This is a genomic window from Brevundimonas staleyi (assembly GCF_041893865.1).
In the GTDB taxonomy this organism is placed as follows: domain Bacteria; phylum Pseudomonadota; class Alphaproteobacteria; order Caulobacterales; family Caulobacteraceae; genus Brevundimonas; species Brevundimonas staleyi.
This window is the reverse complement of record NZ_CP169082.1, coordinates 732601-756218: the sequence shown is the minus strand read 5'-3', so window position 1 is coordinate 756218 and position 23618 is coordinate 732601. Positions and strand designations below refer to the sequence as shown.

Genomic DNA, 23618 nt, shown 5'->3' with positions numbered 1-23618 from the left:
CCGCAGACGCGCAGACGTGATGGCGGCCTCAGACGAAGATCAGCCGCGACGTCCATTCCGCCCCGATCAGAAGCCCCACGGCCAGCACGCCCAGAAGCGTCAGCCACCCCGTCGCCACCACCGCGCCGCCCAGCACGAACAGGCCGTCCCGCTGGATCAGGCCGACCGACAACAGGGCCAGGGCGATGGACGGAATGGTGTTGGTCATGGGCAGGATGATGGTCAGGGTGGCCAGGATCATGAACAGGGCCGCCGCCCGCTCCCCCGCGCCCGTGGTGAACATCAGAAGGCGCGGACGCGAGAACCGGTCGATCCAGCCCAGACGGCTCTCGGCGAAATCCGCCATCGCCTTCAGCCATTTCCCCTTGGCCCGCAGGTTCAAGACCCGGCGAGGCAGCCACGGCTCCTCCCGCCCGATCAGCAACTGGGCCGCGATCAGGATGATGATGACCCCGACCGCCTGGGGCACCCCATAGAGGCCCGGCACGAGACAGGGGATCGACAAGATCAGGATCAGAAGCCCATACGCCCGCTCGTCCAGCCGGTCGCGGATCTGATGCAGGGTCAGCCCCTCCTCGCCCCCGTCGTCGGCGAGGCGGCGCAACAGCCGGCCCAGATCGTGGGAAACGTCGTCCTGATGACGGGAATGCGGGGAGGTCATTCGGCCTCCATACCCGGCCGCGGCCACCGGCTCAGGTGACGCGGTGACGCAGCGATGCTAACGCCCACAGGACGATCTCGGGGATCCTATGCTTCGCAAACTCTACGACTGGGTCTTCGAACAGGCGCGCAAGCCCTATGCGGAGAAGACGATGGCGGCGGTCTCCTTCGCCGAGGCCTCCTTCTTCCCCATCCCGCCGGACGTCATGCTGGCGCCGATGATCCTGTCGCGACCGGATCGCGCCTATCGCTATGCGGCGGTCTGTTCCATCGCGTCGCTTCTGGGGGGCCTCCTCGGCTACGCCATCGGCGTGTTTCTGGAGCCCCTGGCGATCCGGCTTCTGGAGATCTTCGGCCACGGCATGGAGATGGCCGTCTATCAGTCGTGGTTCGCCGACAACGGCTTTCTGGTCATCCTCGGCAAGGGTCTGACGCCGATCCCGTTCAAGCTGGTGACCGTCGCGGCGGGTCTGGCCAAGTTCAACCTGGGCCTCTTCATCCTGGCGGTGGCCATCACCCGCTCGGGCCGCTTCTTCCTCGAAGCCTGGATCCTCAAGACCTGGGGCCCGCCCATGCTGGAGATCGTCGAGAAGCGCCTGGCCCTGTCGTTCGTGATCGGGCTGGTGCTGCTGGTCGGCGGCTTCCTCTTGCTGAAGCTGCTCTGACACGTCTCCTCCCCGTCGCCTCGCGATGGGGAGGTGGCAGCGAGCGCTTCGCGAGCTGACGGAGGGGGCGACCGGGTCTCGACGAGCGAGCACCCGCCGGCCCTCACTTCAGCACCCTCTCGCCCCCTCCGTCACGGCGCTGAAGACGCGCCGCGCCACCTCCCCATTCGCCAAGCGGCGAACAGGGAGGAGAATATCGACGACTGCTTCGCAGCGGTCTAAGACTAGAGCCATGAGAAGCGTCTATCGCCTGCTGACCCGTTGGTGGACCGCCTTCGCCCTGGCGATCTCGCTGGCGATGCTGGGCGCGGCGCATGCGTTCGAGACCTTCGCCGGCCTGTCGCCCTGCAACCTCTGCCTCAAGCAGCGGGAGGTGTTCTGGGGCGCGGTGGCCGTGTCGCTGGTCGCCACCATCTGGACCGTCATCAGCCAGGCGCGTCGGGGCACGCCCCGCATCGCCGCCTTCCTGCTGTTCGCCATCTTCACCACGGGCGCCATCACCGCCGGCTTCCACGCGGGGGGCGAGCTGAAATGGTGGGCCCTGCCGGCCCTTTGCTCGGGCGGCGGCGCCGGGGCCGATCTGGAAAGCCTGACGTCGTTGGCGCTGGGCACGGGTCCGACCGTCCGTGTCGCCATGTGCGACGCGGTGACGTGGAGCTTCCTCGGCCTGTCGATGGCGGGCTGGAACGCCCTGATCTCCGCCGCCCTGGCCGGGTTCAGCCTGCTCGCCGCCAAGAGGCCCAAGGATGCCAGAGCCCCTGGAAACTGAGGCCGTGGACACCGCGACCCGCCGCATTCCGCTCGCCCGCCCCGGACGCGGCGCCATGCGCGCCCGGATGGCCGAAATCCTGCGCGTCGACCACGCCGGAGAGTATGCGGCGGTCAAGATTTACGAGGCCCAGCGCGCCGTCTTCGACGGGGTGCGCGGCAAGGAGGCCATCACCGCCGACATGGTCGAGATGAAGGCCGGGGAAGAGGTCCACAAGGCCCGCTTCGACGCGCTCCTGACTGAACATCGTGTGCGGCCCACCGCCATGCTGCCCCTGTGGTCCCTGGCGGCCACGGGCCTAGGCGCGGCCACGGCCCTGATGGGAGAGAAGGCCGCCCACGCCTGCACCGAGGCGGTCGAGAGCGTGATCGAGGAACACTACGCCGACCAGGTCGCCGAACTGGCCGACCGCGAGCCGGAACTGGCCGCCGAGCTGGAGAAGTTCCGGCTGGAAGAGCTGGAACACCACGACCACGCCATCGCCCACGGCAGCCGCGAGGCCCCCGCCTACCGGTTGCTCAGCGCCGTCATCAAGGCGGGCTGCCGGGTGGCGATCAAGGTCAGCGAACGCGTTTGATTGTCGTCATCCTCCGGCGCGAAGCGACCGGGGGACCCAGCGGCGCGCGAGAGCGCGAACCTGCCGCGCACACAGCCGCTCGAAGCATCCTGCCTGAAAAGATCGCCTTCGGCGCCGCTGGGTCCCCCGGTCTCCGCTGCGCTTCGCCGGAGGATGACGAAAGAAGCGGTGACGCACACGTCCTCGGTCTTGCGCGAAGGGCCTCCGATTCCAAACTGCGGCGCCTTGCCGCACTTTCGTGGTCTGGAGTAGCGTTCGCCCAAGCCTAGGGGGACCGACCATGACGCCGCAACAGTACGCACCGCTGATCGTCCTTCTGGTGCTTCTGCCGATCATCCTGCTCAGGAACCGCGCGCCCCGAACGCTGCGACCGCAATGGATGTGGGTCACCCCGGCCATCGTCGTGCCCCTGATCGGTCTGGGCCTGTGGGGCTCCAGCCAGGCGCAGGGCGCGGATCACACGCCGTTCGACACCGTATCGTGGCTGATCCTGGCCGTCGGCCTGGGCCTCGGCTGCGTCGCCGGCTGGTGGCGCGGCAAGATGACCACCATCCAGAAACATGCCGACGGCACGCTGAAGGCCCAGGCCTCCCCGCTCGGCATCATCCTGATCGTCGGCCTCTTCCTCGGCCGCAGCGCCCTGCGTTCGGTGCTGGAGCCCCACGCCGCCGCCTGGCATCTGAACGCCCTGGCCGTCGCTGACGCATTTCTGTTGTTTGCGGTCGGCATGATCGTCGTGCAACGTATCGAGATGTTCATTCGCGCCCGACGCGTGCTGGCCGGTCGTCCCGACAGCCATGTGGAGGCCGCGGTCTGATCCACCCCTGTCGAGAGTAGGCGTATGCGTTTCCGGGTTCTGGCTTCCATCGCTCTTCTCGCCGTAGCCGGTTCGGCCCTGGCCCAGGACGTCACGGAGGACGACTGGGAGGTCATCCGCCAGCCGGAACGCAAGACCGTCTTCGCCTACATCCCCACCTCGACCGGCCTGACCATCGGCTTCCGCTGCATGGACGGCGTCTATGGCGCGGTGATCGGCGGCCTGCCCGAAGCGCCCCGCAATGCGCGCATCCGCACCCTGAGGATCGGCATCGGCGACAAGGAGCCCCACGACAGCCGCTGGAGCGTGACCACCGATCGCACCGTGGCCATCGCCGACTATCCCGCCAGCCTGGCGCGCAGCCTGCGCGATGGCGGCGAGGTCAGCATCCTGATCCCCGGCGGCGGGGGCGAGGGTCGGAACCTGCGTCACGACCTGGTCCTGCCCGCCTCCTCGGCCGCCATCGACCAGACCCTGACCGCCTGCAACCGCCCGACCGAGGATCCCCGCGACGCCCTCCTGCCCGAGATCACCGAGAACGGCCTGCCCGACGGCGTGACCTGGGCCCGAGCGCCCCGGCCTTCCTATCCCTCGACCAACTATGCGGAAGGGTATGCGGTCGTCACCTGCGTGGTCCAGCCGAACGGGGCGCTCGCCCAGTGCCAGATCGAGTCCGAACACCCCGACGACGGCCGCTTCGGGCGCAATGCGCTGCGCGCCACCAATGACGCCCGCATCAACAGCCCCGGCGAGACCCCCGGCCAGTACGCGCCCCGGATGATCGGCTTCCGGGTCAACTATGTGATGCGCTGATCCGATGATCCGCACCCTGTCTCGCGGCCTCGTCGCCCTGATCGGCCTTCTCGGGGCAAGCGCGGCGACGGCTCAGGATGTGGCCGAGGACTGGGATTTCGTCGAGCGGAACAGGGCCGTGTCCGCCTCTATCGCCTACGACAGCGGCCTGGCCGTCGCCGTGCGCTGCGACGGCCAGAACCTGGAGACTTATATCGTCGGCCTGCCCGTGCCCCAGGAACAAGGCGACCAGCGCACCATCCGCTACGCCTTCGGCGATCTGCCCATGCGGGACTCCACCTGGCAGGCGAGCGCGGACGGCTTGGCCCTGTTCGCCGACCTCCCCGCGCCTCTGGCCCGCAGGTTCCGCGCGGGCGGAGACCTGCAACTCGTCGCGGCGGGAAGGGACGGGGAACCGTCTCGTCGCTATGTCATCACCCTGCCGCCCTCGCCCGCCGCCGTGAACCGGGTCCTGGCCGCCTGCGGACGTCCAGCCGACGATCAGCGCGACACGCTTCGCATCAGCGAGACGTCGGCCGATGCCGCCGTCCAGGGTGGCGAGGCTGCGCGGTGGGCCAGCCACCCCCGCCCGACCTATCCGGATCGGGCGGTGATGAACGGGATCTCCGGCATGGCGGTTCTCAGTTGCCTGACCCAGGACGACGGGCGGCTCAAGGATTGTCAGGTCGAGGTCGAACGTCCGGGCGGCGCGGACTTCGGGCGGGCTGCGCTTCGCGCGGCGCGAGACGCGCGGCTTCAGCGAAGATCGCAAGGCGAGAGCCGGCCCGGCGACGGCCTGGTCACCTTCACCATCCGCTTCAATATTCCCGGCCGCTAGTTCGGCCGGATCACCTGGGCCGAGAACCGCTCCATATCTTCCTCCTGCGGCGACATCTGCAGCAGGACCAGGTCCAGACCGGCGTCCTCGAACGCCTCCATCCGTTCGCGGATCGTCTCGGGCGTGCCGACGAAGCCGGGACGCAGGCCCCGGTTGGAGACGCTGTATTCCCGGATCTTCAGCTCGCGCTCCAGCTCGGTGCCCGAAAGCCACTGGTCGAAGTTGGCGAAGCCGGCGGGCGGCGTCCCCTCCGCCAGGCCGGGGATGGTGGTGATCCGCTCCAGCTCGCGTTCGGCCTCCGCATCCGTGTCCCGCACGATGGCGTAGCCGGCCATGCCGTACTGCATCGGCGGCAGGCCGAAGCTCTCGCGCCGCGCCGCCATGTCGGCGATCTTGGCCTTGATATGCTCCGGCTCGTCGCCGTGCATGACATAGGCGTCGCAGTATCGGGCGATCAGGGTCTTGGCCGCCTCGCTCTCACCACCGGCATAGATGACCGGACGCGGGCGCTCCGGCGAGGACGTCGGCTTCGGCTCCACGATGGCATCCTTCAGGGCGTAGTATTTGCCCTCGAAATCGACCCGCTTCTCCGTCCACAGACGATCCAGCACCTGCAGCCATTCGGTCGTGCGCGCATAGCGGTCGTCATGCTGGTCGAACTGCAGGCCATAGCTCTCCGCCTCCTTGGCCCACCAAGACGAGACCACGTTCAAAGCCAGCCGCCCGTTCGAGATCCGGTCGATATTGGCCGCCTGTTTCGCGAACAGGGCCGGCTGGTGGAAGTTCGGACGCACCGCCACCATCAGCTCGATCGTCTCGGTCACGGCCGCCAGGGCCGCCGCCGTCGACCAGGCGTCCAGGGCCGGCGCCTCGATCCCCTTGATGTCGTTCAGGTTCAGCTCGGCGATCAGGGTCAGGTCGTAACCCAGGGCCTCCGACCGCTTCACCAGCCGCGACGCGTTCTCCCACGAGGCCTCGCGCTCGTCGTCGACGTTCCTCAGCCACCCGCCGAAGACCGGCGCCCAGTATCCGTACCTCATGCCGCCGCTCCCACGTTCCGCTTCGCCTTCTCCTCGGCGACGATGCCCTTCAGCCAGTCGACCAGGTCGTCGTGCGGGTCGAAGCCCAAGACCTCGACCGGCTTGGCCACAAAGTTCGACAGGCCGTTGATGTCGTAGAACAGGACCGATCCGTCCCGGTCGTCGATCAGATATTCGATTCCCCCGACCTCCAGTTCGCCCGCCACGGCCAGCCGCTCGACGGCCTCGATGATCTCGGGCGGCGGCGTCGTCTTGGTCATGGTCAGGGTCGGGGCGCCCGGCCGCACCAGGCACGCATCGGCCGGGCACAGGTCGAAGGCGTCGCCCGGGCTCTCGATGTCGATGGCGTAGAGATATTGGCCGTTCAGGGTCTCGACCCGCGTCACCTTGCCGTCGCGGCGCGGCGCGTACTCCTGCACCAGCGAAATCCCGTTGACCCCGACGGGGCACCATTTCTCGCTCGCCGCCTCGGCCAGCTTCTCGGCGTCCTCATAGCGGGTAATGCCGGCCCCGGCGCCGCCGATATCGGCCTTGACCAGCAGCGGATAACGCAGCCCCTCCGCCGCCTTCGGAATGTCCGCCTGCCGGTGCGCCACCCGCGTCGCCGGCCCCTTCAGGCCCAGGCGCGCGATCAGCGACATCTGCCGCGCCTTGGACGTGTCGATGTTCAGGGCGGACGCATTCACCACCCGCGCCCCCTGCCCCTGCCAGTGCTCGAACAGGCTCTGGGCGTAGAAGATCGGATGCTCCGGCTCGCGCAGGAAGGAGGACATGGCGACCCGACTGAAGACCACCGTCGCCGGCGCCGCCGACCCGGTCGGATCGAATACGTCTCCCGCCAGCGGGACCTTCACATAGGAAACCCCATGCCGGTCCAGGGCCGCGAACAGCGGCTCGAACCATTCGGGATGCTCATAGACGATGGCGAGATCGGGCAGGGCGTCGGTCATGCCGGGCCAAATGCGTTACACCACGATGGAACGCAAGAGGCGTGACGCACATTCGCCGCCAGAGTTTCTCTCGCCGCCCCCAAAAAATCTCGCGGTTCCGTAGCGCGAACCCCGGCGGGCGACTAAACAGTCCGTCCGCACAGAGCCCTTGTGGTGGAATTGGTAGACGCGCCGGACTCAAAATCCGGTTCCGAGAGGAGTGTCGGTTCGAGTCCGACCGGGGGCACCAGCCTGTTCAGGCGTCCGGACGGACCTGCGCGCCCGGCATCCTTCCCAGCGTCCAGTTCGACTGCACCCGCACCTTGGGATTGGGCGCGCACCAGATCTCGCCGGTCTCGTCCATCACCGTGACCCAGATCAGCGAATGCTCCTCGCCATAGTCGATGACGGCGATCGCATAGCCCTTGCCCTTGCCTTCGACGGTCAGGGGCAGGGTGGGGTTCAGTTGGGTGAAGGACATGACAGGCTCCAGAAGCGCGCCAACCAACGCCGTCGAAGACCCCCGGTTGCTCTGTCGCGGAACCGACAGTCAGCGCCACCCTCGCCGGACCGGCCGAGCCGCCTCCTCCAGCGCCAGCAGGAACCCGTCCTGCCCCTCGTCGCCGATCTGATCCGAGAGCGCCTGAGCCTGATGCACCAGTTGCTGCACCTCCTCGCCGCCCGAGCCCAGCGCCAGTCGGGTCAGGGCCACGGCCCGCGACCGGATCAGGGCCAAGGCCGCCTGCGGATTGCGCCCCTCCAGCCGTGAGGCCCACAGCGGCACCTCGTCGGCCGAGCCGCGCAGTTCGGCGGCGCGCGCCACCACCATCTCCCCGGCTTCGCGCAGCGCCGGCCAGTTCATCAGGAAGCGCAGGCCCGCCGTCGCATCCGGATAGGCGGCGGCGTGGGCGAAGGCGCGGTCGAGCGCGATGACGTCCTCGAAGTCCGGCAGTTTGGCGATCTCCGCCCGCAGCGGCGCCTCGGCCAGAGTCCGTTCGAACAGCATCCAGCGGGCGTCCGACGCGCCCTTCTGGTCGCCCTCGGCTTCGAGCACGGCGACCTCGGCGGTCAGCCAGGCCTCGGGCGGAGGCGGCGGGGGTTCGGGCTCGCGCCGTCCCCAGCGGGTCGCCTCCTTCGTCACGGGGCGGGAGGCCTCCAGCGCCGCCCGCGCCTCGTTGGCCCGGCCGGTCTCGGCCAGACGACGGGCAATCTCGGCGCCGATCTCGGGCCTGGTGCGGTCGTCGTCGGGCAGGGAGGCGACCCAGGCGTCGAGGTCGCCGGAGCGGTCCGCCAGCTTCCGCACCACCAGGGCCAGCCGTCCGGTGGGCTTCGGCTTGCCATCGGTGATCCCCTTCAGCACCGCCCGCGCCAGATCCGGCTGCATCGCCACGGCGCCGCGCCCGATCCACGACGCCCATTCCGACAGCCGGGTGTTCAGGGCCTCGACGAAGACCGGCGCCGCCACTTCGACCCCCGCCAGCGATCCCACCGCCGCCAGATCGGCGGAGGCCGCGTCGAACATCGTCGACAGCTCGCCCTTGGGGTCCTTCACCCGCGCCGACAGTCCCGGATAGAGGTCGAACCAGGCGACCAGCCGGTCCAGCCCCAGCCGCGCGTCCATGACCGCCAGCCTGTCGACGATGATCCGCCGCACGGTCCAGAGGTCCGAGATCAGCTCCGGCCGCTTCCGCCACGACACCTTGGCCCGACTGGTCGCCAGGGTGTTCAGCCGCTTGTCCAGTTCCAGCGCCAGATCGGCCGCCCCGACCTCGGCCGCCAACTCCATCCGCAGGCGTCGCTTCCAGCCCGCGTCCTCGCCCGCCATCTCCATCAGGAGCTCGGCCAGCCGGTCGTCGCCCAGCGCCTTCAGGTTCGCCGCCGACAGGGTCTTCTTGGCCGTCGCCGGTCGTTTCGCCATGGGCCGATCTCTATCCCATCGTGATGAATGCCGGAACGGAGGTCTCGGACAAACATTAACAGGACAGTCTCAAAGGCCAGTTCCCATGTTCGCCACCCTCGCCGCCCTCGCCCTGTTCGCCGACCCCACCGCGGTCCAGCCGGCCTTCGACCGCGCCCCGCGACAGCCGGAGCCGACGCCCGTCGTCTCCATGGCGGCGGCGCCCGCCCCGATGCTTCAGAGCGTGGCCGTGACCCTGGAATGCACCGCCTTCGCCGACGGCCACATCGGCGAGTGCAGCGTCATGGAAGAGACCCATCCCGGCATGGGCTTCGGCGAGGCCGCCATCGCCCTGATGGCCGACGCCACCACCGACCGCTCGGCCGCTGACCACCGCTTCGCCCGCACCATCCAGTTCATGCCGTAACCGCCCGCCGACGCGGGACCGTCATCTCGCAGTTGCGAAAAGTTATGGCCAAGGCGGGTTGCGGTGCGACGTTCGAGCGCGCATCTGCACTCCCATGACCTCCCCCAGCGCCGCCGCACCCGCCGCAAAGGGCCCGGGCTTCCCCGAGTTCGTCTGCATGATCGCCCTGATGATGGCGCTGAATGCGCTCGCCATCGACTCCATGCTGCCGGCCCTGCCCGACATCGGCAACGCCCTAGGCGTCACCAACGAGAACAGCCGTCAGTGGGTCATCACCGCCTATCTCCTGGGCTTCGGCGCCATGCAGATCGTCTATGGCCCGCTCGCCGACCGCTTTGGTCGCAAGCCCGTCCTTCTGACCGGCGTCGGCATCTATGTGGCCTTCAGCTTCGTCGCCATGCTGGCCCCGACCTTCGAGACCCTGATCCTGGCCCGCGTCGGTCAGGGGCTGGGTTCGGCCGCCACGCGGGTGCTGGCCGTGTCCATCGTGCGCGACCGCTTCTCGGGCCGGACCATGGCGCGGGTGATGAGCCTGAGCTTCCTCGTCTTCCTCGGCGTGCCGATCATCGCGCCGTCGCTCGGTCAGGTCATCCTTCTGGTCGCGCCCTGGGAGGCCATCTTCGGCGTCCTGGCCTTCGCCGGCATCGCCCTGATGACCTGGACGGCGCTGCGCCTGCCCGAGACCCTGCATGTCCAAGACCGTCTGCCGATCGAGGCCGGTCGCATCGCGCGTGCGTTCCGCGAGGCCGTCACCAACCGCATCTCCATCGGCTACACCCTGGCCATGACGATGATCACGGGCGCGCTGTTCGCCTTCATCAACTCCTCGCAGCAGATATTCTTCGACGTGTTCAAGGCGCCGGCCCTGTTCACCACCGTCTTCGCCCTGATCGCCGGAGGCATCGCCGCCGCCTCGATCCTGAACGCGCGTCTGGTGGAGAAACTGGGCTCGCGCATGATCGGCCACACGGCGCTGCTGGGCTTCATCAGCTTCGCGACCATCCATCTTCTGGTCGCCCTCAGCGGCCACGAGAGCATCTGGACCTTCGCCGTCCTGCAGTGCTGCACCATGTTCTGCTTCGGTCTGCTGGCCGGCAATTTCGGCTCCATGGCGATGGAGCCCATGGGCCATATCGCGGGCACGGCCTCCTCGGCCCAGGGCTTCATCTCGACCATCATCGGCTCCCTGATCGGCTTCGCCATCGGCCAGTCGTTCAACGGCTCGGTGGTCCCGATGACGATGGGCTTCACCTTCTGCGGGCTGGCGGCGCTGGCCTTCGTCCTGTTCGCCGAGCGCGGTCGCCTGTTCGTGGCCCGGAACCCCGTCCCGGCCCCGGCCGAATAGGACCACGGGGGTTGATCTCCGGCCGTTCTGGGCGTTCCTTCCGCCCCGCAACGTTTCGGAGTTCCGCATGTCCCGCGCCCGCCTCGCCGTCATGGCCTCGACCCTCGCCCTGCTGGCCGCCTGCGGTCAGGCCGACGTGAAGTCCGACATGCCGCCCCTGCCGGCCTCGGCCTCCGCGCCCGTGACCTATGAGCGGGACATCCACTCCTACGCCCAGCCCCAGATCGCGCGCGTCAAACACGTCGCCCTGGACCTGACCGCCGACTTCGCCACGAAGACCCTGTCGGGCACCGCCACCCTCGACGTTACAGGCGAACCCGGCGCGACCCAGGTCATCCTCGACATCCACAACCTCGACATCCGCTCGGTCGCCGACGACAAGGGCAATGCCCTCCAGTTCGCCCTCGGCGCCGACGACCCGATCAAGGGCCAGCCCCTGACCGTCACCACCCCCGCCTTCGAGGCCGGCAAGGTGCAGAAGATCGTCGTCACCTACTCCACCCGTCCGGACGCCGCCGCCCTGCAGTGGCTGACCCCGGCCCAGACGGCGGGCGGCCAGCAGCCCTTCCTGTTCTCCCAAGGCCAGGCCATCCTGACCCGCACCTGGGTCCCGACCCAGGACAGCCCCGGGATCCGCCAGACCTACTCGGCCAAGATCACCGTCCCCAACGCCCTGAAGGCCGTCATGTCCGCCGAGATGCTGACCCCGAACGGCGAGCGCGCCGGCGAGGGCATGCACTCGTACCGCTTCCGCATGACCAACCCGGTCCCGCCCTATCTGATGGCCATCGCGGTCGGCGACCTGAAGTTCGCCTCGGTCGGCGAGGGCGTCGGCGTCTGGACCGAGCCCAGCCGCCTGGACGCCGTCAAGGCCGAGTTCTCCGAAATGGGCCAGCTGGTCGATGCGGCCGAGGCCCTCTACGGCCCCTACGCCTGGGGTCGCTACGACCTCCTGATCCTGCCGCCCTCCTTCCCGTTCGGCGGGATGGAGAACCCGCGCCTGACCTTCGCCACCCCGACCGTGGTCGCCGGCGACAAGTCGCTGGTCTCGCTCGTCGCGCACGAGCTGGCGCACAGCTGGTCGGGCAACCTCGTCACCAACGCCACCTGGGCCGACTTCTGGGTCAACGAGGGCTTCACCACCTATTTCGAGAACCGCATTATGGAGGCGGTCTACGGCAAGGACCGCGCCGCCATGCTCCAGGTCCTGGGCTGGAACGACCTTCAGTCGTCGCTCGCCGACATGCCGCCGCTCGACACCCGCCTGCACCTCGACCTCGAGGGCCGCGATCCCGACGACGGCATGAACGACATCGCCTACGAGAAGGGCGCCGCCTTCCTGCGCACCATCGAACGCATCGTCGGCCGCGAGCGGTTCGACGCCTGGCTGAAGGGCTATTTCGAGCGCAACGCCTTCCGCCCGATGACCGCCGCCCTCTTCCTTCAGGATATCCGCGCCAACCTGGTGCGCGGCGACATCAACCTGGAGCACGAGCTCCAGCTCGACAACTGGGTCTACCAGCCCGGCCTGCCGTCCAACGCCGTCGCCCCCACCTCGACCAAACTGGCCGCCGTGGACACGGCCGCCAACGCCTATTTCGTCGCCAAGGGCCCGGCCTCGGCCATCCCGTGGGCCAACTGGTCGACGCAGGAACGCCAGCATTTCCTCGACTGGCGCCCGACTGGCGCGGCCGCCTCGCGCCCCTGGCTGACCAACGCCCAGCTCGCCGATCTCGAGACCACGCTGAATCTCCGCAACGAGGGCAATGCCGAGGTCCTGTTCCAGTGGCTCCAGATCGCCATCGCCCACCGCTACCAGCCGGCCGTCCCGACCCTGGAGCGTTTCCTGACCTCGCAGGGTCGCCGCAAATTCGTCCTGCCGCTCTTCACCTCGTTGTGGGGCCAGGGCGACTGGGGCCGCCCCATCGCCACCCGCATCTACGCCCAGGCGCGCGCCGGCTATCACCCGGTGACCGTCGGCTCGGTCGACGCCGTGGTCGGCGCCCCGGCCGCCTGACCCCGCCCCAGATCACGCCCCTCTCCCCTTGCGGGAGAGGGAGACGACGCACGGCGGCGATAGCCGTCGTCCTTGCGCCGACGGGTGAGGGGTGAAACTCACTATGACCGAGCGAGCACCGAACGCATCTCTGCTGCGTCCCCGTACCCCTCATCCGTCGGGCTTCGCCCGCCACCTTCTCCCGCAAGGGGAGAAGGGAGGGTACCTAGTTGGCAAAGGATCGTCCGATTTCGCCAACGATTCCAACACCCCGAACTTTTAAGAGCCCTTTTCCTTAACGCCCCCAATTCCTCCCGTATCCTCACAGACGTCCCACCGCATGGGGAAGGCGTCCTGGTCCCAGGACCCGGACGTGCTGTGGGGCGCGATCGAACGGAAAACCGCGTCATCCGACCGACCGAGGACCCTTGTCCGGCGAAACCTGGACCTGTGGAGGCACGAACCGGCGAGGCGTGGGACTGTCCATGGGGTGTCAAACCGTGGAGCCCGGAGGGGCCTGAACCCTCCGCCCGTCGTGGGCCTAAGTCGGTCTGGGATTAAACGGCGACAAGGTTCGGGGGCGAATATGCCGACACCCGACAGGCCGCATCGAAGCCCACCATCGACTGCTCACGTCCAATCGAGCGCGACGGAGCCTCGGCGCGAGCCGAAAAACATTCAATCGGTCCCCGCAATGCGAAAGCAGGGGGCCACATCGGTTCCGGGCGACCGCCCAGGCTCCGTCGACTTCCCCAACCCGTTCGCAGCGGAAGGACGATGACGCACGTCAGCCTTCTCCCTCCCCCTCGGGGGAGGGTGGCTGAGCCGCAGGCGAAGCCGGGTGGGGGCGGCCAGGCAAGGCCCCACAGATCCCAATCGCAACCGCCCGTCGCCACGTCGCCCTGCCGCCCCCACCCGGTCGCTGCGCGACCACCCTCCCCCGAGGGGAGGGAGACGCGCCCCCCAACCTTGACCTCCGCCTCTCGATCCCCGCAACTCCGGGTCCGCTTTCCGCGCATCCGGTGACCTCATGCTTCGTCCGTTCCTGACCGCCGCCGCCTTCGCCGCCCTCGCCCTGCCGGCGAGCGCCCAGGACCTCTTGATCCGGGGCGGGACGATCCACACCGGCGTGGAGGCCTCGCCCACGGCCGAGGTCGTCATCGCGCGCCACGGCCGCATCGCCTATGTCGGCTCCGCAGCGAACGCCCCCTCGACCGACGGTCTGACCGTCGTCGATCTGGACGGCGCGACCCTGTTTCCCGGCTTCACCGACGGCCACGCCCATCTGGACGGCATCGGCTGGCGCGAGCTGACGCTGAACCTGGAAGGCTCCACCTCCGTCGCCGACGCCATGGCGAAACTGACCGCCTGGGCCGAGGCGCACCCGGAAGGCCCCATCATCGGTCGAGGCTGGATCGAGACCCGCTGGCCCGAGAGCGCGAACGGCGCCCGCTTCCTGACCGCCGCCGATCTCGACGCCGCCGCTCCCGGCCGCATCGTCCTTCTGGAGCGCGCCGACGGCCACGCCATCACCGCCTCCTCGCCTGCCCTGGCCGCTGCGAACATCACCGCCGCCACCGTCGCCCCCTCGGGCGGAGAGATCGCCAAGGGGCCGGACGGCCGGCCCACCGGCTTCATCGTCGATGCGGCCATGGCCCTCGTGGCGTCCCTGATGCCCCAGGCCGATCCCGAGGCGAAGCGGAACGCCTATCGCGCCGGCTTCCGGGTCGAGGCGGAATACGGCTGGACCGGCATCCACTTCATGAGCGCGCCTTACGCCGACATCGACCTTCTGGAAGACATGGCCCGCGACGGCGAGGCGACGATCCGGGTCTACAACTCCGTCACCCCCGACGGCGCCGAACACCTGATCCGCTGGGGCCCGCGCAGCGTCGCCGACGATCGGGTCATCACCCGCGCCATCAAATACTACGTCGACGGCGCCCTGGGCTCTCGCGGCGCGGCGCTCCACGCCCCTTATTCCGACGCCCCCCACACCTCGGGCCTGATGCAGACCACTCGCGAGGAGATGATCCCCCTTTATGAGGCGGCCCTTCGCGGCGGCATCCAGGTCGCCACCCACGCCATCGGGGACCGGGGCAATACCGAGGTGCTGGACTGGTATCGGGAAGCCATGGCCGCCGTGCCCGCCAGTCAGCGCGACAAGGCCGAACCTCGCTGGCGGATCGAGCACGCCCAGATCCTGCGCCCGTCCGACGAAGCCGATTTCCGCGACCTCCACGTCATCGCCTCCATGCAGCCCAGCCACGCCATCGGCGACTTTCACTTCGCCCCGGCCCGTCTCGGCGACGCCCGTCTGGACGGCGCCTATGCCTGGCACAGCCTGGTCGATCTGGGCGTCGTGGTGGTCGGCGGCTCGGACGCACCCGTGGAGCGCGGCGATCCCCTGATCGAGTTCTACGCCGCCGTCGCCCGTCGCAATCTGGAAGGCTTCCAGGGTCCTGACTGGCGTCCGAACGAGGCGGTGGATCGGGCCACGGCGCTGAAGATGTTCACCCTCTGGCCGGCCTTCGCCTCCTTCCGCGAGGACGAGCTGGGCACCATCGAGGTCGGCAAACGCGCCGACTTCACCGCCTTCGACATCGACCTGATGACCGTCCCCGAGGCGGACATCCCGAAGGGCCATACGGTCCTGACCGTCGTGGACGGCCAGGTCGTCTATCGCAGGGACTGAACACAAAAAGGGGCCACCCGCGTTTCGGCGGACGGCCCCAGGGTCTTTGAAATCGTGCGTCCCTAGAAGCGGGCGGTCAAGCTGACCGAGGCCCTCTGGCCGATGTTGTAGTTGTTGATGCGGATCTTGTTGCCGCGCGTCTGGTACTCGTCGAACTCGGTGCCCAAGAGGTTACGGGCCTCGAAGGCGAAACCGAAGTCCCGTTCGCCGACCATGAAGTCCTTGCGGTAGACGAAGTCGAGGAAGACGCCCGGATCCTGGATGTAGTCGGGTTCGCGAACCCCGGCCTGGCCGGCGCCGCGAGCGGTGATCCGGTCGCTGACATAGTTGACGATGATCGTCGCCTGCGAACGAGCGTCGTCGTCCTCCCAACCCAGTTGCAGGTTGGCGATGTGCTCCGACTGACCCTGCAGACGGCTGCCGTCCACGATGAAGAAGTTCGCGTTCGACGGATTGCCGCCGTTCGAGATGTCCAGCACCGTGTCGCCGGCGTTCACGTTCACTTCCGATTGCGAGTAGGTGTAGTTCGCCTGCACCAGCCAGCGCTTGTTCGAGACGAAGCTCGAACCGGCGTCGGGGAACTCGAAGAACTTCTTCACCTCGAACTCGGCGCCGTAGATCCGGGCTTCCGGCGCGTTCAGGAAGGTCTGCTGGCGCTGGTTGCCGATCTCGACCACGACCGATTCAACCGGCTTGTCGAGGTTCTTGTAGAACAGGCCGGCGGTGACGAACTGCTGACGGGCAAAATACCACTCGTAGCGGGCGTCGATGTTGACGATCTCGGTGTCGACCAGGAACGGGTTGCCGATGAACTCGCGGTCGCTGTCCGGGTCGGTGTAGGGCAGCGGCGCCAGTTCGCGGAACTGCGGACGGCCGATGGTCTTCGACGCGCCGACCCGCAGTTGCTGGTCTTCGGCGAAGTTCCAGGTCGCGGTCGCCGACGGCAGCCAGTACTGCTCGTCCCGCACCGTTTCCGGGAAGGGCGAGTTGCCGCCGAACAGGTCGAACGGACGGACGCGCTGGTAGCCGTCCTCGAAGCGGACGCCGACCGTGGTGCGGACCAGGGGGATGATCTCGGCGTCGACCATGGCGTAGGCGGCGTTGACCTGAAGCTCGGCCTCGTAGGCCGCCGCGCCGTTGCCCGAACCCGTGACTTCCAGGATCTGGATCGTCGATGGATTGATGTTGAAGTCCGAGTACAGATAGTCGACGCGGGCGCGTTGCTGCGCCGCCGTCAGACCGCCCGAGACCGGCTGGAAGCGCAGGTCGCGACGTTCCGAATTCCGCTGGTTGTCCAGGCCGGCGACACCGAAGCTGAAGATCGCCTCACGGTAGTCCGACAGCGGCATCGTATAGATCACGTCGACGCCGCCCGAGATCAGGTCGTCGTTCAGGTCCGAGAAGGAGATCAGGTTGCCGCCGCCCGAATGCAGCCAGGTCCCGTCCGCCGCTTGGCTGTACGAGAAGCGGGTCTCATACGGAGCGTCCCGGGTGGTCAGGGCGTAGGCCGCACGCCAATTCACGGCCAAGGCGCCGTCCATGAACTCATGCTCGCCGCGCAGCTGGGTGTTGAACAGCTGGCGGACATACCATTCGGTGAAATCGTTGCGCGTCACGGCGCCGGCGCTGACGTCCGGACCGGCCGCCGTGCGGGCTTGCTTGGTGGTGCTGCGGACATACATGTTGGTCCACTGCACTTCGTTGGTCTCGTTCGACCACGACAGACCCAGCAGGCCGTTCAGGCGGATGTCGTTGCGGTTCGAATAGACCTCTCGGCTCGTGACCGGCACCAGGACGTCGCCCTGGAACTGGCCCTGCTCCTGGATGCCGTCGCGGTTACGCCATTCGTTGCCGTAGCCGCCGACGAAGACGACGCCGACCGTGCCGATCGAGGAGTCCGACGACAGGCCGCCCGCCATCTCCATGCCGAAGTCGACCGGGGTCGTGTCGGACTGAAGCAGGCGCAGCGGGGCGTTGACCAGCGACTGGCCGATCCGCTGCAACTGGGCGGCCGTGTAGTTGGCGGCCGTGATCTGGCGACCGCTGGCGAAGGCGGTGTTCAGCGGGCCCGGAATGCGGCGGGTCGTGTTGCTGAAGCCCGTCCAATCGACGTCCGACCCGTAATAGATCAAGCCGCGACGGCCGGTGGACTCGGTGTTGCCGCCCAGCTTGGCCTGCAGCGAGAAGAAGGGCTCGTTGGGGGCGCTGACCGTGTGCAGGTCGATGACGCCGCCGCCGAACTCGCCGGGGAAGTTGGCGGAATAGCTCTTCTGGACGGTGACGCTGTCCAGGATGTTTGTCGGGAACAGGTCCAGCGGAACGACGCGTTGCAGCGGCTCGGGGCTGGGCAGGGGCGACCCGTTCAGCAGGGCCGAGGAGTAACGCTCACCCAGGCCGCGGACGTAGATGAAACGCCCTTCGACGATCGACAGGCCGGTCACGCGGGTCAGGGCGGCGGCGGCGTCGCTGTCGCCCGTGCGTTGCAGGTCTTCCGAGGTCAGGAAGGCCGCGACCTCCGAGCTCTCGCGGTTGGGTTCGGGAATGTAGCGGCCGAGGACGACGATCTCGTCGACGGTGTCCTCGCCGTGCTGGGCCTGGGCGTCAGCTTGGGCGGGCGGGGTCTGTTCGGGTGCGGTCTGGGCCCAAACCAGGGTCGGGGCCACCAGGGCGCTGCTCGCCAGAAGCGCAGCGGCCAGGGTCGAATGAAACGGCTTCATGGTCTGGGCCTCAAAAATGGATCGAATGCTGCGAAAGAAGACGGCGGCGGCTCCATCCGGAGCCGCCGCCTGTCAGACTCAGCGGCAGAGCGAGCCGGCCTGCAGGCCGCAGGTCCAACCCAGGTACCAGGTGTCCGCAGCGTTGCGGACGGCGCCGATGTAGGGCGTGTCCACGAAGAAGCTGTAGACCGAGGCGGCCGGGACCGGGGTCGCCGCGTTCTCGTTGGCGCCGTTGATGAAGCGCAGATCCGTGCCCGTCAGGGTGGCGCCGGCTGGGGCGACCAGGCTCGACGTACCGTTGGCGGTGTTGTTTGTGCCGGCGGCGAAGGCGGCCTGCGACAGGGTCTGGTTGGCCGGACGGAACGGGACAGCGCAGGACATGAAGACGCCGCGGAAGTCCACGCCCACCGTGCCGGTGTCGGCGTCGGCGATCGCCATACAGGCCGACGACGACGGCGCCTGGTTGGTGACGACGGTGTTCAGGATGGTCGCGTCCGAGCCGGTGTCGAAATGCATGCCGGTGTGGACGTCCAGGGTGGTCGAGCGACCGACGATGGTCCAGTTGGCGATCTTCGGCTGCGAGATGTAACGGCTGGCCAGCGGAGTGGCGGCCGGGGCCGAGGAGAACTCGAAGCCGGCGCCGCGGCCGTCCGAGGTCTTCACGTGAACCGTACGCTGGACCGAGATGCCGAACTGGGCGCCACCGCGCCAGCCGGTGTCGGTGTCGAACGAGTCGTCGTCGGCGCCGGTCATGACCAGGTGGCTCAGGTTGACGTTGCCGCCGAAGATTTCGATGCCGTCGTCGGCCGAGTTGTGGACCTGGATGTGGTCGACCGTCGTGCCCGAACCGACGCCGGCCAGGGTCAGGCCCTGCAGCTCGTTGTTCGGCGAGATCACGAAGCCCGAATAGTTGATCTGGACGTAGCGGATGCGGCCCGAGTTATCGGTCGCGCTGTTGCCGCCGTAGAAGGCGCTGGTGCCTTCCACGAAGCCGGTGCAGGTCGTCGAACCCGGAGTGTTCGACAGCACGCAGTTGGCCTGCGGGGCGCGACCGGCGACGATCAGACCGCCCCACTGACCCTGCGAGGCGTCGTTGTTCTGGCCTTCGACGCTCTGGCGGCTCGTGAAGACGATCGGCTGGGTCGCGGTGCCTTCGGCGAATATCTGCGAACCGCGGTTGATGACCAGATAGTCCGAACCGCCCGAGGCGAAGATCTTCACGCCCGGCTCGATGGTCAGGACGCCCTGGGTGCCGGCGCTGGAGCCCGGCTCGATGCCGCGGTCGACGCCGACATTGGTCGCGCCCGAGAAGGTGTAGATGGTGCCGGAGCGCAGCGGCAGGGTCAGGCTGCCCGTGATGGTCGTCGGCAGTTGGCAGGCCCGCAGGGTGCCGTTGGCGACCAGGCCCACGTTCGACAGGCCGTTCGGGCAGTCGGCGGCGGGCGTTCCCGGCGTCGGGGTCGTCGGGGTGGTCGGCGTCGTCGGCGTGGTGCCGCCGCCGAAATTGCCTTCGCCGGGCGAAGCCACCTCGGCGTTGCCGCAGGCGGCCAGCGCCATCACGGCCGCACCGGCCATCAGAACCTTGGTCAGACGAAGCATCGAGATCCCCTCGGGTTTGAAATGGGCTGATCGCCGCGCGTCGTTCGACACGGTTACAACGATCCCGAGGGCCGCCTTTAAGAGGTCATTGCAAAGCTGAAATGACAGAAAATCGCCCGATTATTACAGTTTATCCGAGCTCGGATTTATATTCACAGAAAGCCTCGAACGGATACTGTAAGTCGATTTGACGACAAAGCGTCTGAATACGGAACGACTGTCACGGATCCGGAGAAATTGACCCGAAGCGCTTCCACCCTTGAGCGGCCGGCGCATTCCGCTAGGGTGCCGCCCGGCTCCGCGGGCATGATGTAGTGGTAGCCTGAAAGCTTCCCAAGCTTTTCGTGCGGGTTCGATTCCCGCTGCCCGCTCCAGGCCGTGTAAGGGTTTGCGGCCCAACAGCCCCCGGTGCGGAGGTCCAGTTGGGAGAAAGTTGGGCGTTCTGACGGGGCCTCGTTCCGGCTGATGCGCTCAGCCATCGAGCGGACGATGTCGTTGCGGTCGACGTAGACGATCAGCAAAAGCTCAGCGCGTTCCTCTTCCCAGCCCAGGATGTCGGCGACCTTCCCGTAGCCAGTGAACCACCCCGCACGCGGTGGACGGAGGAAGGCAGAGCGCCCTAGCGTATAGGAATTCCCTGCGACAGCCGAGCCCCAGATGCACGAAAGCCCCGCCGTTTCGGGTCGGGGCTTTTTGTGGTGTTTGGGTGCGGGAGCAGGATTTGAACCTGCGACCTTCAGGTTATGAGCCTGACGAGCTACCGGGCTGCTCCATCCCGCGGCAAACGGTAGTGCGAAGGAAGAATGTTCGAGAGGCGGGCTCAAGTCGCGCGAAGCGCGATAGCCCAACGTGACACTAATCCTTATATCCGCTTGGTAGACCCGGCGGCGACCTACTCTCCCATGCCTTGAGACATAGTACCATCGGCTCTGGAGGGCTTAACGACCGAGTTCGGGATGGGATCGGGTGGGGAACCTCCGACATAGCCACCAGGTCAACCAAGCGGATGTAAGGACTAGCGAGAAGACATTGTCGTGTTCTGACGAAGATCGAATGAGTTTATCTGAGAAACGATCAAGCCGATCGGATTATTAGTACCAGTAAGCTTCATGCGTCGCCGCACTTCCACACCTGGCCTATCAACGTGGTAGTCTTCCACGATCCTCAGCGAAGCCTTGTTTTGAGGTTAGTTTCCCGCTTAGATGCTTTCAGCGGTTATCTATTCCATACTTAGCTACCCTGCTGCACAGCTGGCGCCATGACAGGTACACCAGAGGTATGTCCATCCCGGTCCTCTCGTACTAGGGACAGATCCTCTCAAGCTTCGAACACCCACGGCAGATAGGGACCAAACTGTCTCACGACGTTCTGAACCCAGCTCACGTACCACTTTAATCGGCGAACAGCCGAACCCTTGGGACCTGCTCCAGCCCCAGGATGTGATGAGCCGACATCGAGGTGCCAAACTTTGCCGTCGATATGGACTCTTGGGCAAAATCAGCCTGTTATCCCTAGAGTACCTTTTATCCGTTGAGCGATGGCCCTTCCACGCGGGACCACCGGATCACTATGGCCGACTTTCGTCTCTGCTCGACTTGTCAGTCTCGCAGTCAGGCGGGCTTATGCCATTGCACTCGACGACCGATTTCCGACCGGTCTGAGCCCACCATCGCGCGCCTCCGTTACACTTTAGGAGGCGACCGCCCCAGTCAAACTACCCACCACGCCATGTCCCGGGACCGGATAACGGCCCTCGGTTAGACGTCAACGACAGTAAGGGTGGTATTTCAAGGATGGCTCCACCGGTGCTGGCGCCCCGGTTTCATAGCCTCCCACCTATCCTACACATACGGTCGCTAACGCCAAGGCGAAGCTATAGTAAAGGTTCATAGGGTCTTTCCGTCTGACCGCGGGAACCCCGCATCTTCACGGGGAATTCAATTTCACTGAGCCTATGCTGGAGACAGTGGGGAAGTCGTTACGCCATTCGTGCAGGTCGGAACTTACCCGACAAGGAATTTCGCTACCTTAGGACCGTTATAGTTACGGCCGCCGTTTACCTGGGCTTCAGTTCGACGCTTTCACATCTCCCTTTAACCTTCAGGCACCGGGCAGGCGTCAGACCCTATACGTCGCATTGCTGCTTCGCAGAGCCCTGTGTTTTTGCTAAACAGTCGCTACCCCCTGGCTTGTGCCACTCTGCAGAGGTTGCCCTTAGCAGAGTCACGCTTATTCCGAAGTTACGCGTGCAATTTGCCGAGTTCCTTCAGCATAGTTCTCTCAAACGCCTTGGTATGCTCTACCTGACCACCTGTGTCGGTTTCGGGTACGGTCTCTGCTGGAGTTATTTCCAGGGACAACTTCCCTGCCAGGACAATCCAATAAGCCCTGACAAGTTGCGCCATCCGTCACTTCCAGCTGGTGCAGGAATATTTACCTGCTTCCCATCGACTACGCTTTTCAGCCTCGCCTTAGGGGCCGACTAACCCTGCGCAGATTAGCTTTACGCAGGAACCCTTGGTCTTTCGGCGGGAGTGTCTCTCACACTCCTATCGTTACTCATGTCAGCATTCTCACTTCCGATACCTCCAGCCAGGCTCACGCCTGACCTTCACCGGCTTACGGAACGCTCCGCTACCGCTCACTTACGTGAACCCATATCTTCGGCGACTGGCTTGAGCCCCGTTACATTTTCCGCGCAGGATCGCTTGATCAGTGAGCTGTTACGCTTTCTTTAAAGGATGGCTGCTTCTAAGCCAACCTCCTGATTGTCAAAGCAATCCCACATCGTTTCCCACTTAGCCAGTACTTGGGGGCCTTAGATGATGGTTAGGGTTGTTTCCCTTTTCACGACGGACGTTAGCACCCGCCGTGTGTCTGCCCGATAGTTCTCTTGGGTATTCGGAGTTTGGTTAGTATTGGTACCGCTCGCGCAGCCCGCAACCATCCAGTGCTCTACCCCCCAAGGAATTCGTCGGACGCTCTACCTAAATAGATTTCGCGGAGAACCAGCTATGTCCAAGTTTGATTGGCCTTTCACCCCTATCCACAAGTCATCCGAGAATTTTTCAACATTCACCGGTTCGGTCCTCCAGTAAGTGTTACCTTACCTTCAACCTGCTCATGGATAGATCACTTGGTTTCGGGTCGTCATACGTCGAACTTATCGCCCTGTTCAGACTCGCTTTCGCTGCGCCTACACCTAACGGCTTAAGCTTGCTCGACACATGAAGTCGCTGACCCATTATACAAAAGGTACGCCGTCACCGCGCTTGGCGGCTCCGACTGCTTGTAGGCTTCCGATTTCAGGATCTGTTTCACTCCCCTTGTCGGGGTGCTTTTCACCTTTCCCTCACGGTACTTGTTCACTATCGGTCGTAGAGGAGTACTTAGGCTTGGAGGGTGGTCCCCCCATGTTCAGACAGGATTTCACGTGTCCCGCCCTACTCGAGTCTTCTGCTGTTTGACGCCTACGGGGCTTTCACCCGCTATGGCCGACCTTTCCAGATCGTTCGGCTTTATGTCACAGAAGCACTGGCCTGGTCCCGGTTCGCTCGCCACTACTACGGGAGTCTCGGTTGATGTCCTTTCCTCCGGGTACTGAGATGTTTCAGTTCCCCGGGTTTGCTTAATGAACCCTATGTATTCAGGTCATTATACCTTTGAACGATCCGCCAATCGCTGTTCCGAAGAACAGAGTTGGAAGACCGTAAAGGTGGGTTTCCCCATTCGGAAATAACCGGATCAAAGGGTGCTAGCGCCTCCCCGGTTCTTATCGCAGCTTGCCACGTCCTTCATCGCCTCTCTACGCCAAGGCATCCGTCAGAAGCCCTTCAACGCTTGATCGTTTCTCAG

Annotated in this window: 17 protein-coding genes, 3 tRNA genes and 2 rRNA genes; 12 read left to right on the top strand and 10 right to left on the bottom strand. The window is 66.2% G+C overall.

The genetic code is table 11. From position 1 onward, the window contains the following. Nucleotides 1–28 precede the first annotated feature (28 nt). Nucleotides 29–661 carry an exopolysaccharide biosynthesis protein gene (locus ACETK8_RS03850; protein WP_374038196.1) on the bottom strand — a complete coding sequence of 211 codons (633 nt, stop codon included), beginning with the start codon at nt 659–661 and terminating at the stop codon, nt 29–31. A gap of 88 nt (nt 662–749) precedes the next feature. Here ACETK8_RS03850 and ACETK8_RS03845 point away from each other — a divergent pair, with 88 nt between their 5' ends. The 6 genes from ACETK8_RS03845 to ACETK8_RS03820 all read left to right on the top strand — a co-directional run bounded on the left by ACETK8_RS03845 (nt 750) and on the right by ACETK8_RS03820 (nt 5118). Then, nucleotides 750–1325 carry a YqaA family protein gene (locus tag ACETK8_RS03845; RefSeq protein ID WP_374038195.1) on the top strand — a complete coding sequence of 192 codons (576 nt, stop codon included), beginning with the start codon at nt 750–752 and terminating at the stop codon, nt 1323–1325. A gap of 232 nt (nt 1326–1557) precedes the next feature. Then, a complete protein-coding gene (locus ACETK8_RS03840; RefSeq protein WP_374038194.1) occupies nt 1558–2094 on the top strand; it encodes a disulfide bond formation protein B in 537 nt (178 codons plus the stop codon). Continuing rightward, nucleotides 2072–2671 (top strand): demethoxyubiquinone hydroxylase family protein, encoded by a 600-nt coding sequence (locus tag ACETK8_RS03835; RefSeq protein WP_374038193.1) that lies wholly within the window; start codon nt 2072–2074, stop codon nt 2669–2671. The genes ACETK8_RS03840 and ACETK8_RS03835 overlap by 23 nt, the downstream gene beginning before the upstream one ends. A 280-nt stretch (nt 2672–2951) precedes the next feature. Further along, nucleotides 2952–3488 carry a CcdC protein domain-containing protein gene (locus ACETK8_RS03830; protein ID WP_374038192.1) on the top strand — a complete coding sequence of 179 codons (537 nt, stop codon included), beginning with the start codon at nt 2952–2954 and terminating at the stop codon, nt 3486–3488. Nucleotides 3489–3512: 24 nt separating this feature from the next. Further along, the gene (locus ACETK8_RS03825; RefSeq protein ID WP_374038191.1) at nt 3513–4301 is read left to right on the top strand and encodes a hypothetical protein; all 789 of its coding nucleotides are present in this window, start codon (nt 3513–3515) and stop codon (nt 4299–4301) included. Nucleotides 4302–4305: 4 nt separating this feature from the next. After that, nucleotides 4306–5118, top strand: coding sequence for a TonB family protein (locus ACETK8_RS03820; protein ID WP_374038190.1), 813 nt, complete (start codon nt 4306–4308; stop codon nt 5116–5118). Here ACETK8_RS03820 and ACETK8_RS03815 read toward each other — a convergent pair. Both ACETK8_RS03815 and ACETK8_RS03810 read right to left on the bottom strand, forming a co-directional pair. Beyond that, nucleotides 5115–6158 carry an LLM class flavin-dependent oxidoreductase gene (locus ACETK8_RS03815; protein WP_374038189.1) on the bottom strand — a complete coding sequence of 348 codons (1044 nt, stop codon included), beginning with the start codon at nt 6156–6158 and terminating at the stop codon, nt 5115–5117. The two genes, ACETK8_RS03820 and ACETK8_RS03815, sit on opposite strands and share 4 nt — an antisense overlap. Then, nucleotides 6155–7108: an ATP-grasp domain-containing protein gene (locus tag ACETK8_RS03810; protein ID WP_374038188.1), complete on the bottom strand. Its 954-nt coding sequence runs from the start codon at nt 7106–7108 to the stop codon at nt 6155–6157. Before ACETK8_RS03810 ends, ACETK8_RS03815 begins: the two co-directional genes overlap by 4 nt. Nucleotides 7109–7252: 144 nt before the next feature. On the opposite strand from ACETK8_RS03810, the gene ACETK8_RS03805 reads away from it, so the two are divergent. After that, nucleotides 7253–7337 (top strand) — tRNA-Leu (locus tag ACETK8_RS03805). Nucleotides 7338–7343: 6 nt separating this feature from the next. On the opposite strand, the gene ACETK8_RS03800 is transcribed toward ACETK8_RS03805, so the two are convergent. Next, entirely contained in the window at nt 7344–7568 is a 225-nt protein-coding gene (locus ACETK8_RS03800) for a hypothetical protein (RefSeq protein ID WP_374038187.1), read from the bottom strand. Between the two features lie 69 nt (nt 7569–7637). Then, nucleotides 7638–9005 carry a DUF6880 family protein gene (locus ACETK8_RS03795; RefSeq protein ID WP_374038186.1) on the bottom strand — a complete coding sequence of 456 codons (1368 nt, stop codon included), beginning with the start codon at nt 9003–9005 and terminating at the stop codon, nt 7638–7640. Between the two features lie 85 nt (nt 9006–9090). Between ACETK8_RS03795 and ACETK8_RS03790 the strand changes: the two genes are divergently transcribed. From ACETK8_RS03790 to ACETK8_RS03775, 4 genes are all read left to right on the top strand, one after another. Further along, nucleotides 9091–9411, top strand: coding sequence for a hypothetical protein (locus tag ACETK8_RS03790; RefSeq protein WP_374038185.1), 321 nt, complete (start codon nt 9091–9093; stop codon nt 9409–9411). A gap of 94 nt (nt 9412–9505) precedes the next feature. Further along, nucleotides 9506–10756, top strand: a complete 1251-nt coding sequence (locus ACETK8_RS03785; RefSeq protein WP_374038184.1) for a multidrug effflux MFS transporter — start codon at nt 9506–9508, stop codon at nt 10754–10756. Between the two features lie 67 nt (nt 10757–10823). Next, entirely contained in the window at nt 10824–12773 is a 1950-nt protein-coding gene (locus tag ACETK8_RS03780) for a M1 family metallopeptidase (RefSeq protein WP_374038183.1), read from the top strand. 1009 nt (nt 12774–13782) lie between these two features. Further along, nucleotides 13783–15447, top strand: a complete 1665-nt coding sequence (locus ACETK8_RS03775; RefSeq protein ID WP_374038182.1) for an amidohydrolase — start codon at nt 13783–13785, stop codon at nt 15445–15447. A gap of 62 nt (nt 15448–15509) precedes the next feature. On the opposite strand, the gene ACETK8_RS03770 is transcribed toward ACETK8_RS03775, so the two are convergent. Both ACETK8_RS03770 and ACETK8_RS03765 read right to left on the bottom strand, forming a co-directional pair. Then, the gene (locus tag ACETK8_RS03770) at nt 15510–18164 is read right to left on the bottom strand and encodes a TonB-dependent receptor domain-containing protein (RefSeq protein WP_374038181.1); all 2655 of its coding nucleotides are present in this window, start codon (nt 18162–18164) and stop codon (nt 15510–15512) included. Nucleotides 18165–18242: 78 nt separating this feature from the next. Next, a complete protein-coding gene (locus ACETK8_RS03765) occupies nt 18243–19763 on the bottom strand; it encodes a hypothetical protein (protein WP_374038180.1) in 1521 nt (506 codons plus the stop codon). A 300-nt stretch (nt 19764–20063) separates the two neighbouring features. Here ACETK8_RS03765 and ACETK8_RS03760 point away from each other — a divergent pair. Beyond that, nucleotides 20064–20137: transfer RNA gene (locus ACETK8_RS03760), tRNA-Gly, on the top strand. A gap of 329 nt (nt 20138–20466) precedes the next feature. On the opposite strand, the gene ACETK8_RS03755 is transcribed toward ACETK8_RS03760, so the two are convergent. The 3 genes from ACETK8_RS03755 to ACETK8_RS03745 form a co-directional block, all read right to left on the bottom strand. Next, a tRNA-Met gene (locus ACETK8_RS03755) sits at nt 20467–20543 on the bottom strand. 99 nt (nt 20544–20642) lie between these two features. Then, nucleotides 20643–20757: ribosomal RNA gene (gene rrf, locus ACETK8_RS03750) — 5S ribosomal RNA — on the bottom strand. Nucleotides 20758–20833: 76 nt separating this feature from the next. After that, nucleotides 20834–23609: ribosomal RNA gene (locus ACETK8_RS03745) — 23S ribosomal RNA — on the bottom strand. Nucleotides 23610–23618: the final 9 nt, after the last annotated feature.

Coding starts and splice junctions, on each gene's coding strand:
- ACETK8_RS03790 (WP_374038185.1), top strand. CDS start 9,091: ATGTTCGCCACCCTCGCCGCCCTCGCCCTGTTCGCCGACCCCACCGCG.
- ACETK8_RS03765 (WP_374038180.1), bottom strand. CDS start 19,763: ATGCTTCGTCTGACCAAGGTTCTGATGGCCGGTGCGGCCGTGATGGCG.
- ACETK8_RS03830 (WP_374038192.1), top strand. CDS start 2,952: ATGACGCCGCAACAGTACGCACCGCTGATCGTCCTTCTGGTGCTTCTG.
- ACETK8_RS03845 (WP_374038195.1), top strand. CDS start 750: ATGCTTCGCAAACTCTACGACTGGGTCTTCGAACAGGCGCGCAAGCCC.
- ACETK8_RS03775 (WP_374038182.1), top strand. CDS start 13,783: ATGCTTCGTCCGTTCCTGACCGCCGCCGCCTTCGCCGCCCTCGCCCTG.
- ACETK8_RS03800 (WP_374038187.1), bottom strand. CDS start 7,568: ATGTCCTTCACCCAACTGAACCCCACCCTGCCCCTGACCGTCGAAGGC.
- ACETK8_RS03840 (WP_374038194.1), top strand. CDS start 1,558: ATGAGAAGCGTCTATCGCCTGCTGACCCGTTGGTGGACCGCCTTCGCC.
- ACETK8_RS03815 (WP_374038189.1), bottom strand. CDS start 6,158: ATGAGGTACGGATACTGGGCGCCGGTCTTCGGCGGGTGGCTGAGGAAC.
- ACETK8_RS03835 (WP_374038193.1), top strand. CDS start 2,072: ATGCCAGAGCCCCTGGAAACTGAGGCCGTGGACACCGCGACCCGCCGC.
- ACETK8_RS03780 (WP_374038183.1), top strand. CDS start 10,824: ATGTCCCGCGCCCGCCTCGCCGTCATGGCCTCGACCCTCGCCCTGCTG.
- ACETK8_RS03795 (WP_374038186.1), bottom strand. CDS start 9,005: ATGGCGAAACGACCGGCGACGGCCAAGAAGACCCTGTCGGCGGCGAAC.
- ACETK8_RS03825 (WP_374038191.1), top strand. CDS start 3,513: ATGCGTTTCCGGGTTCTGGCTTCCATCGCTCTTCTCGCCGTAGCCGGT.
- ACETK8_RS03810 (WP_374038188.1), bottom strand. CDS start 7,108: ATGACCGACGCCCTGCCCGATCTCGCCATCGTCTATGAGCATCCCGAA.
- ACETK8_RS03770 (WP_374038181.1), bottom strand. CDS start 18,164: ATGAAGCCGTTTCATTCGACCCTGGCCGCTGCGCTTCTGGCGAGCAGC.
- ACETK8_RS03850 (WP_374038196.1), bottom strand. CDS start 661: ATGACCTCCCCGCATTCCCGTCATCAGGACGACGTTTCCCACGATCTG.
- ACETK8_RS03820 (WP_374038190.1), top strand. CDS start 4,306: ATGATCCGCACCCTGTCTCGCGGCCTCGTCGCCCTGATCGGCCTTCTC.
- ACETK8_RS03785 (WP_374038184.1), top strand. CDS start 9,506: ATGACCTCCCCCAGCGCCGCCGCACCCGCCGCAAAGGGCCCGGGCTTC.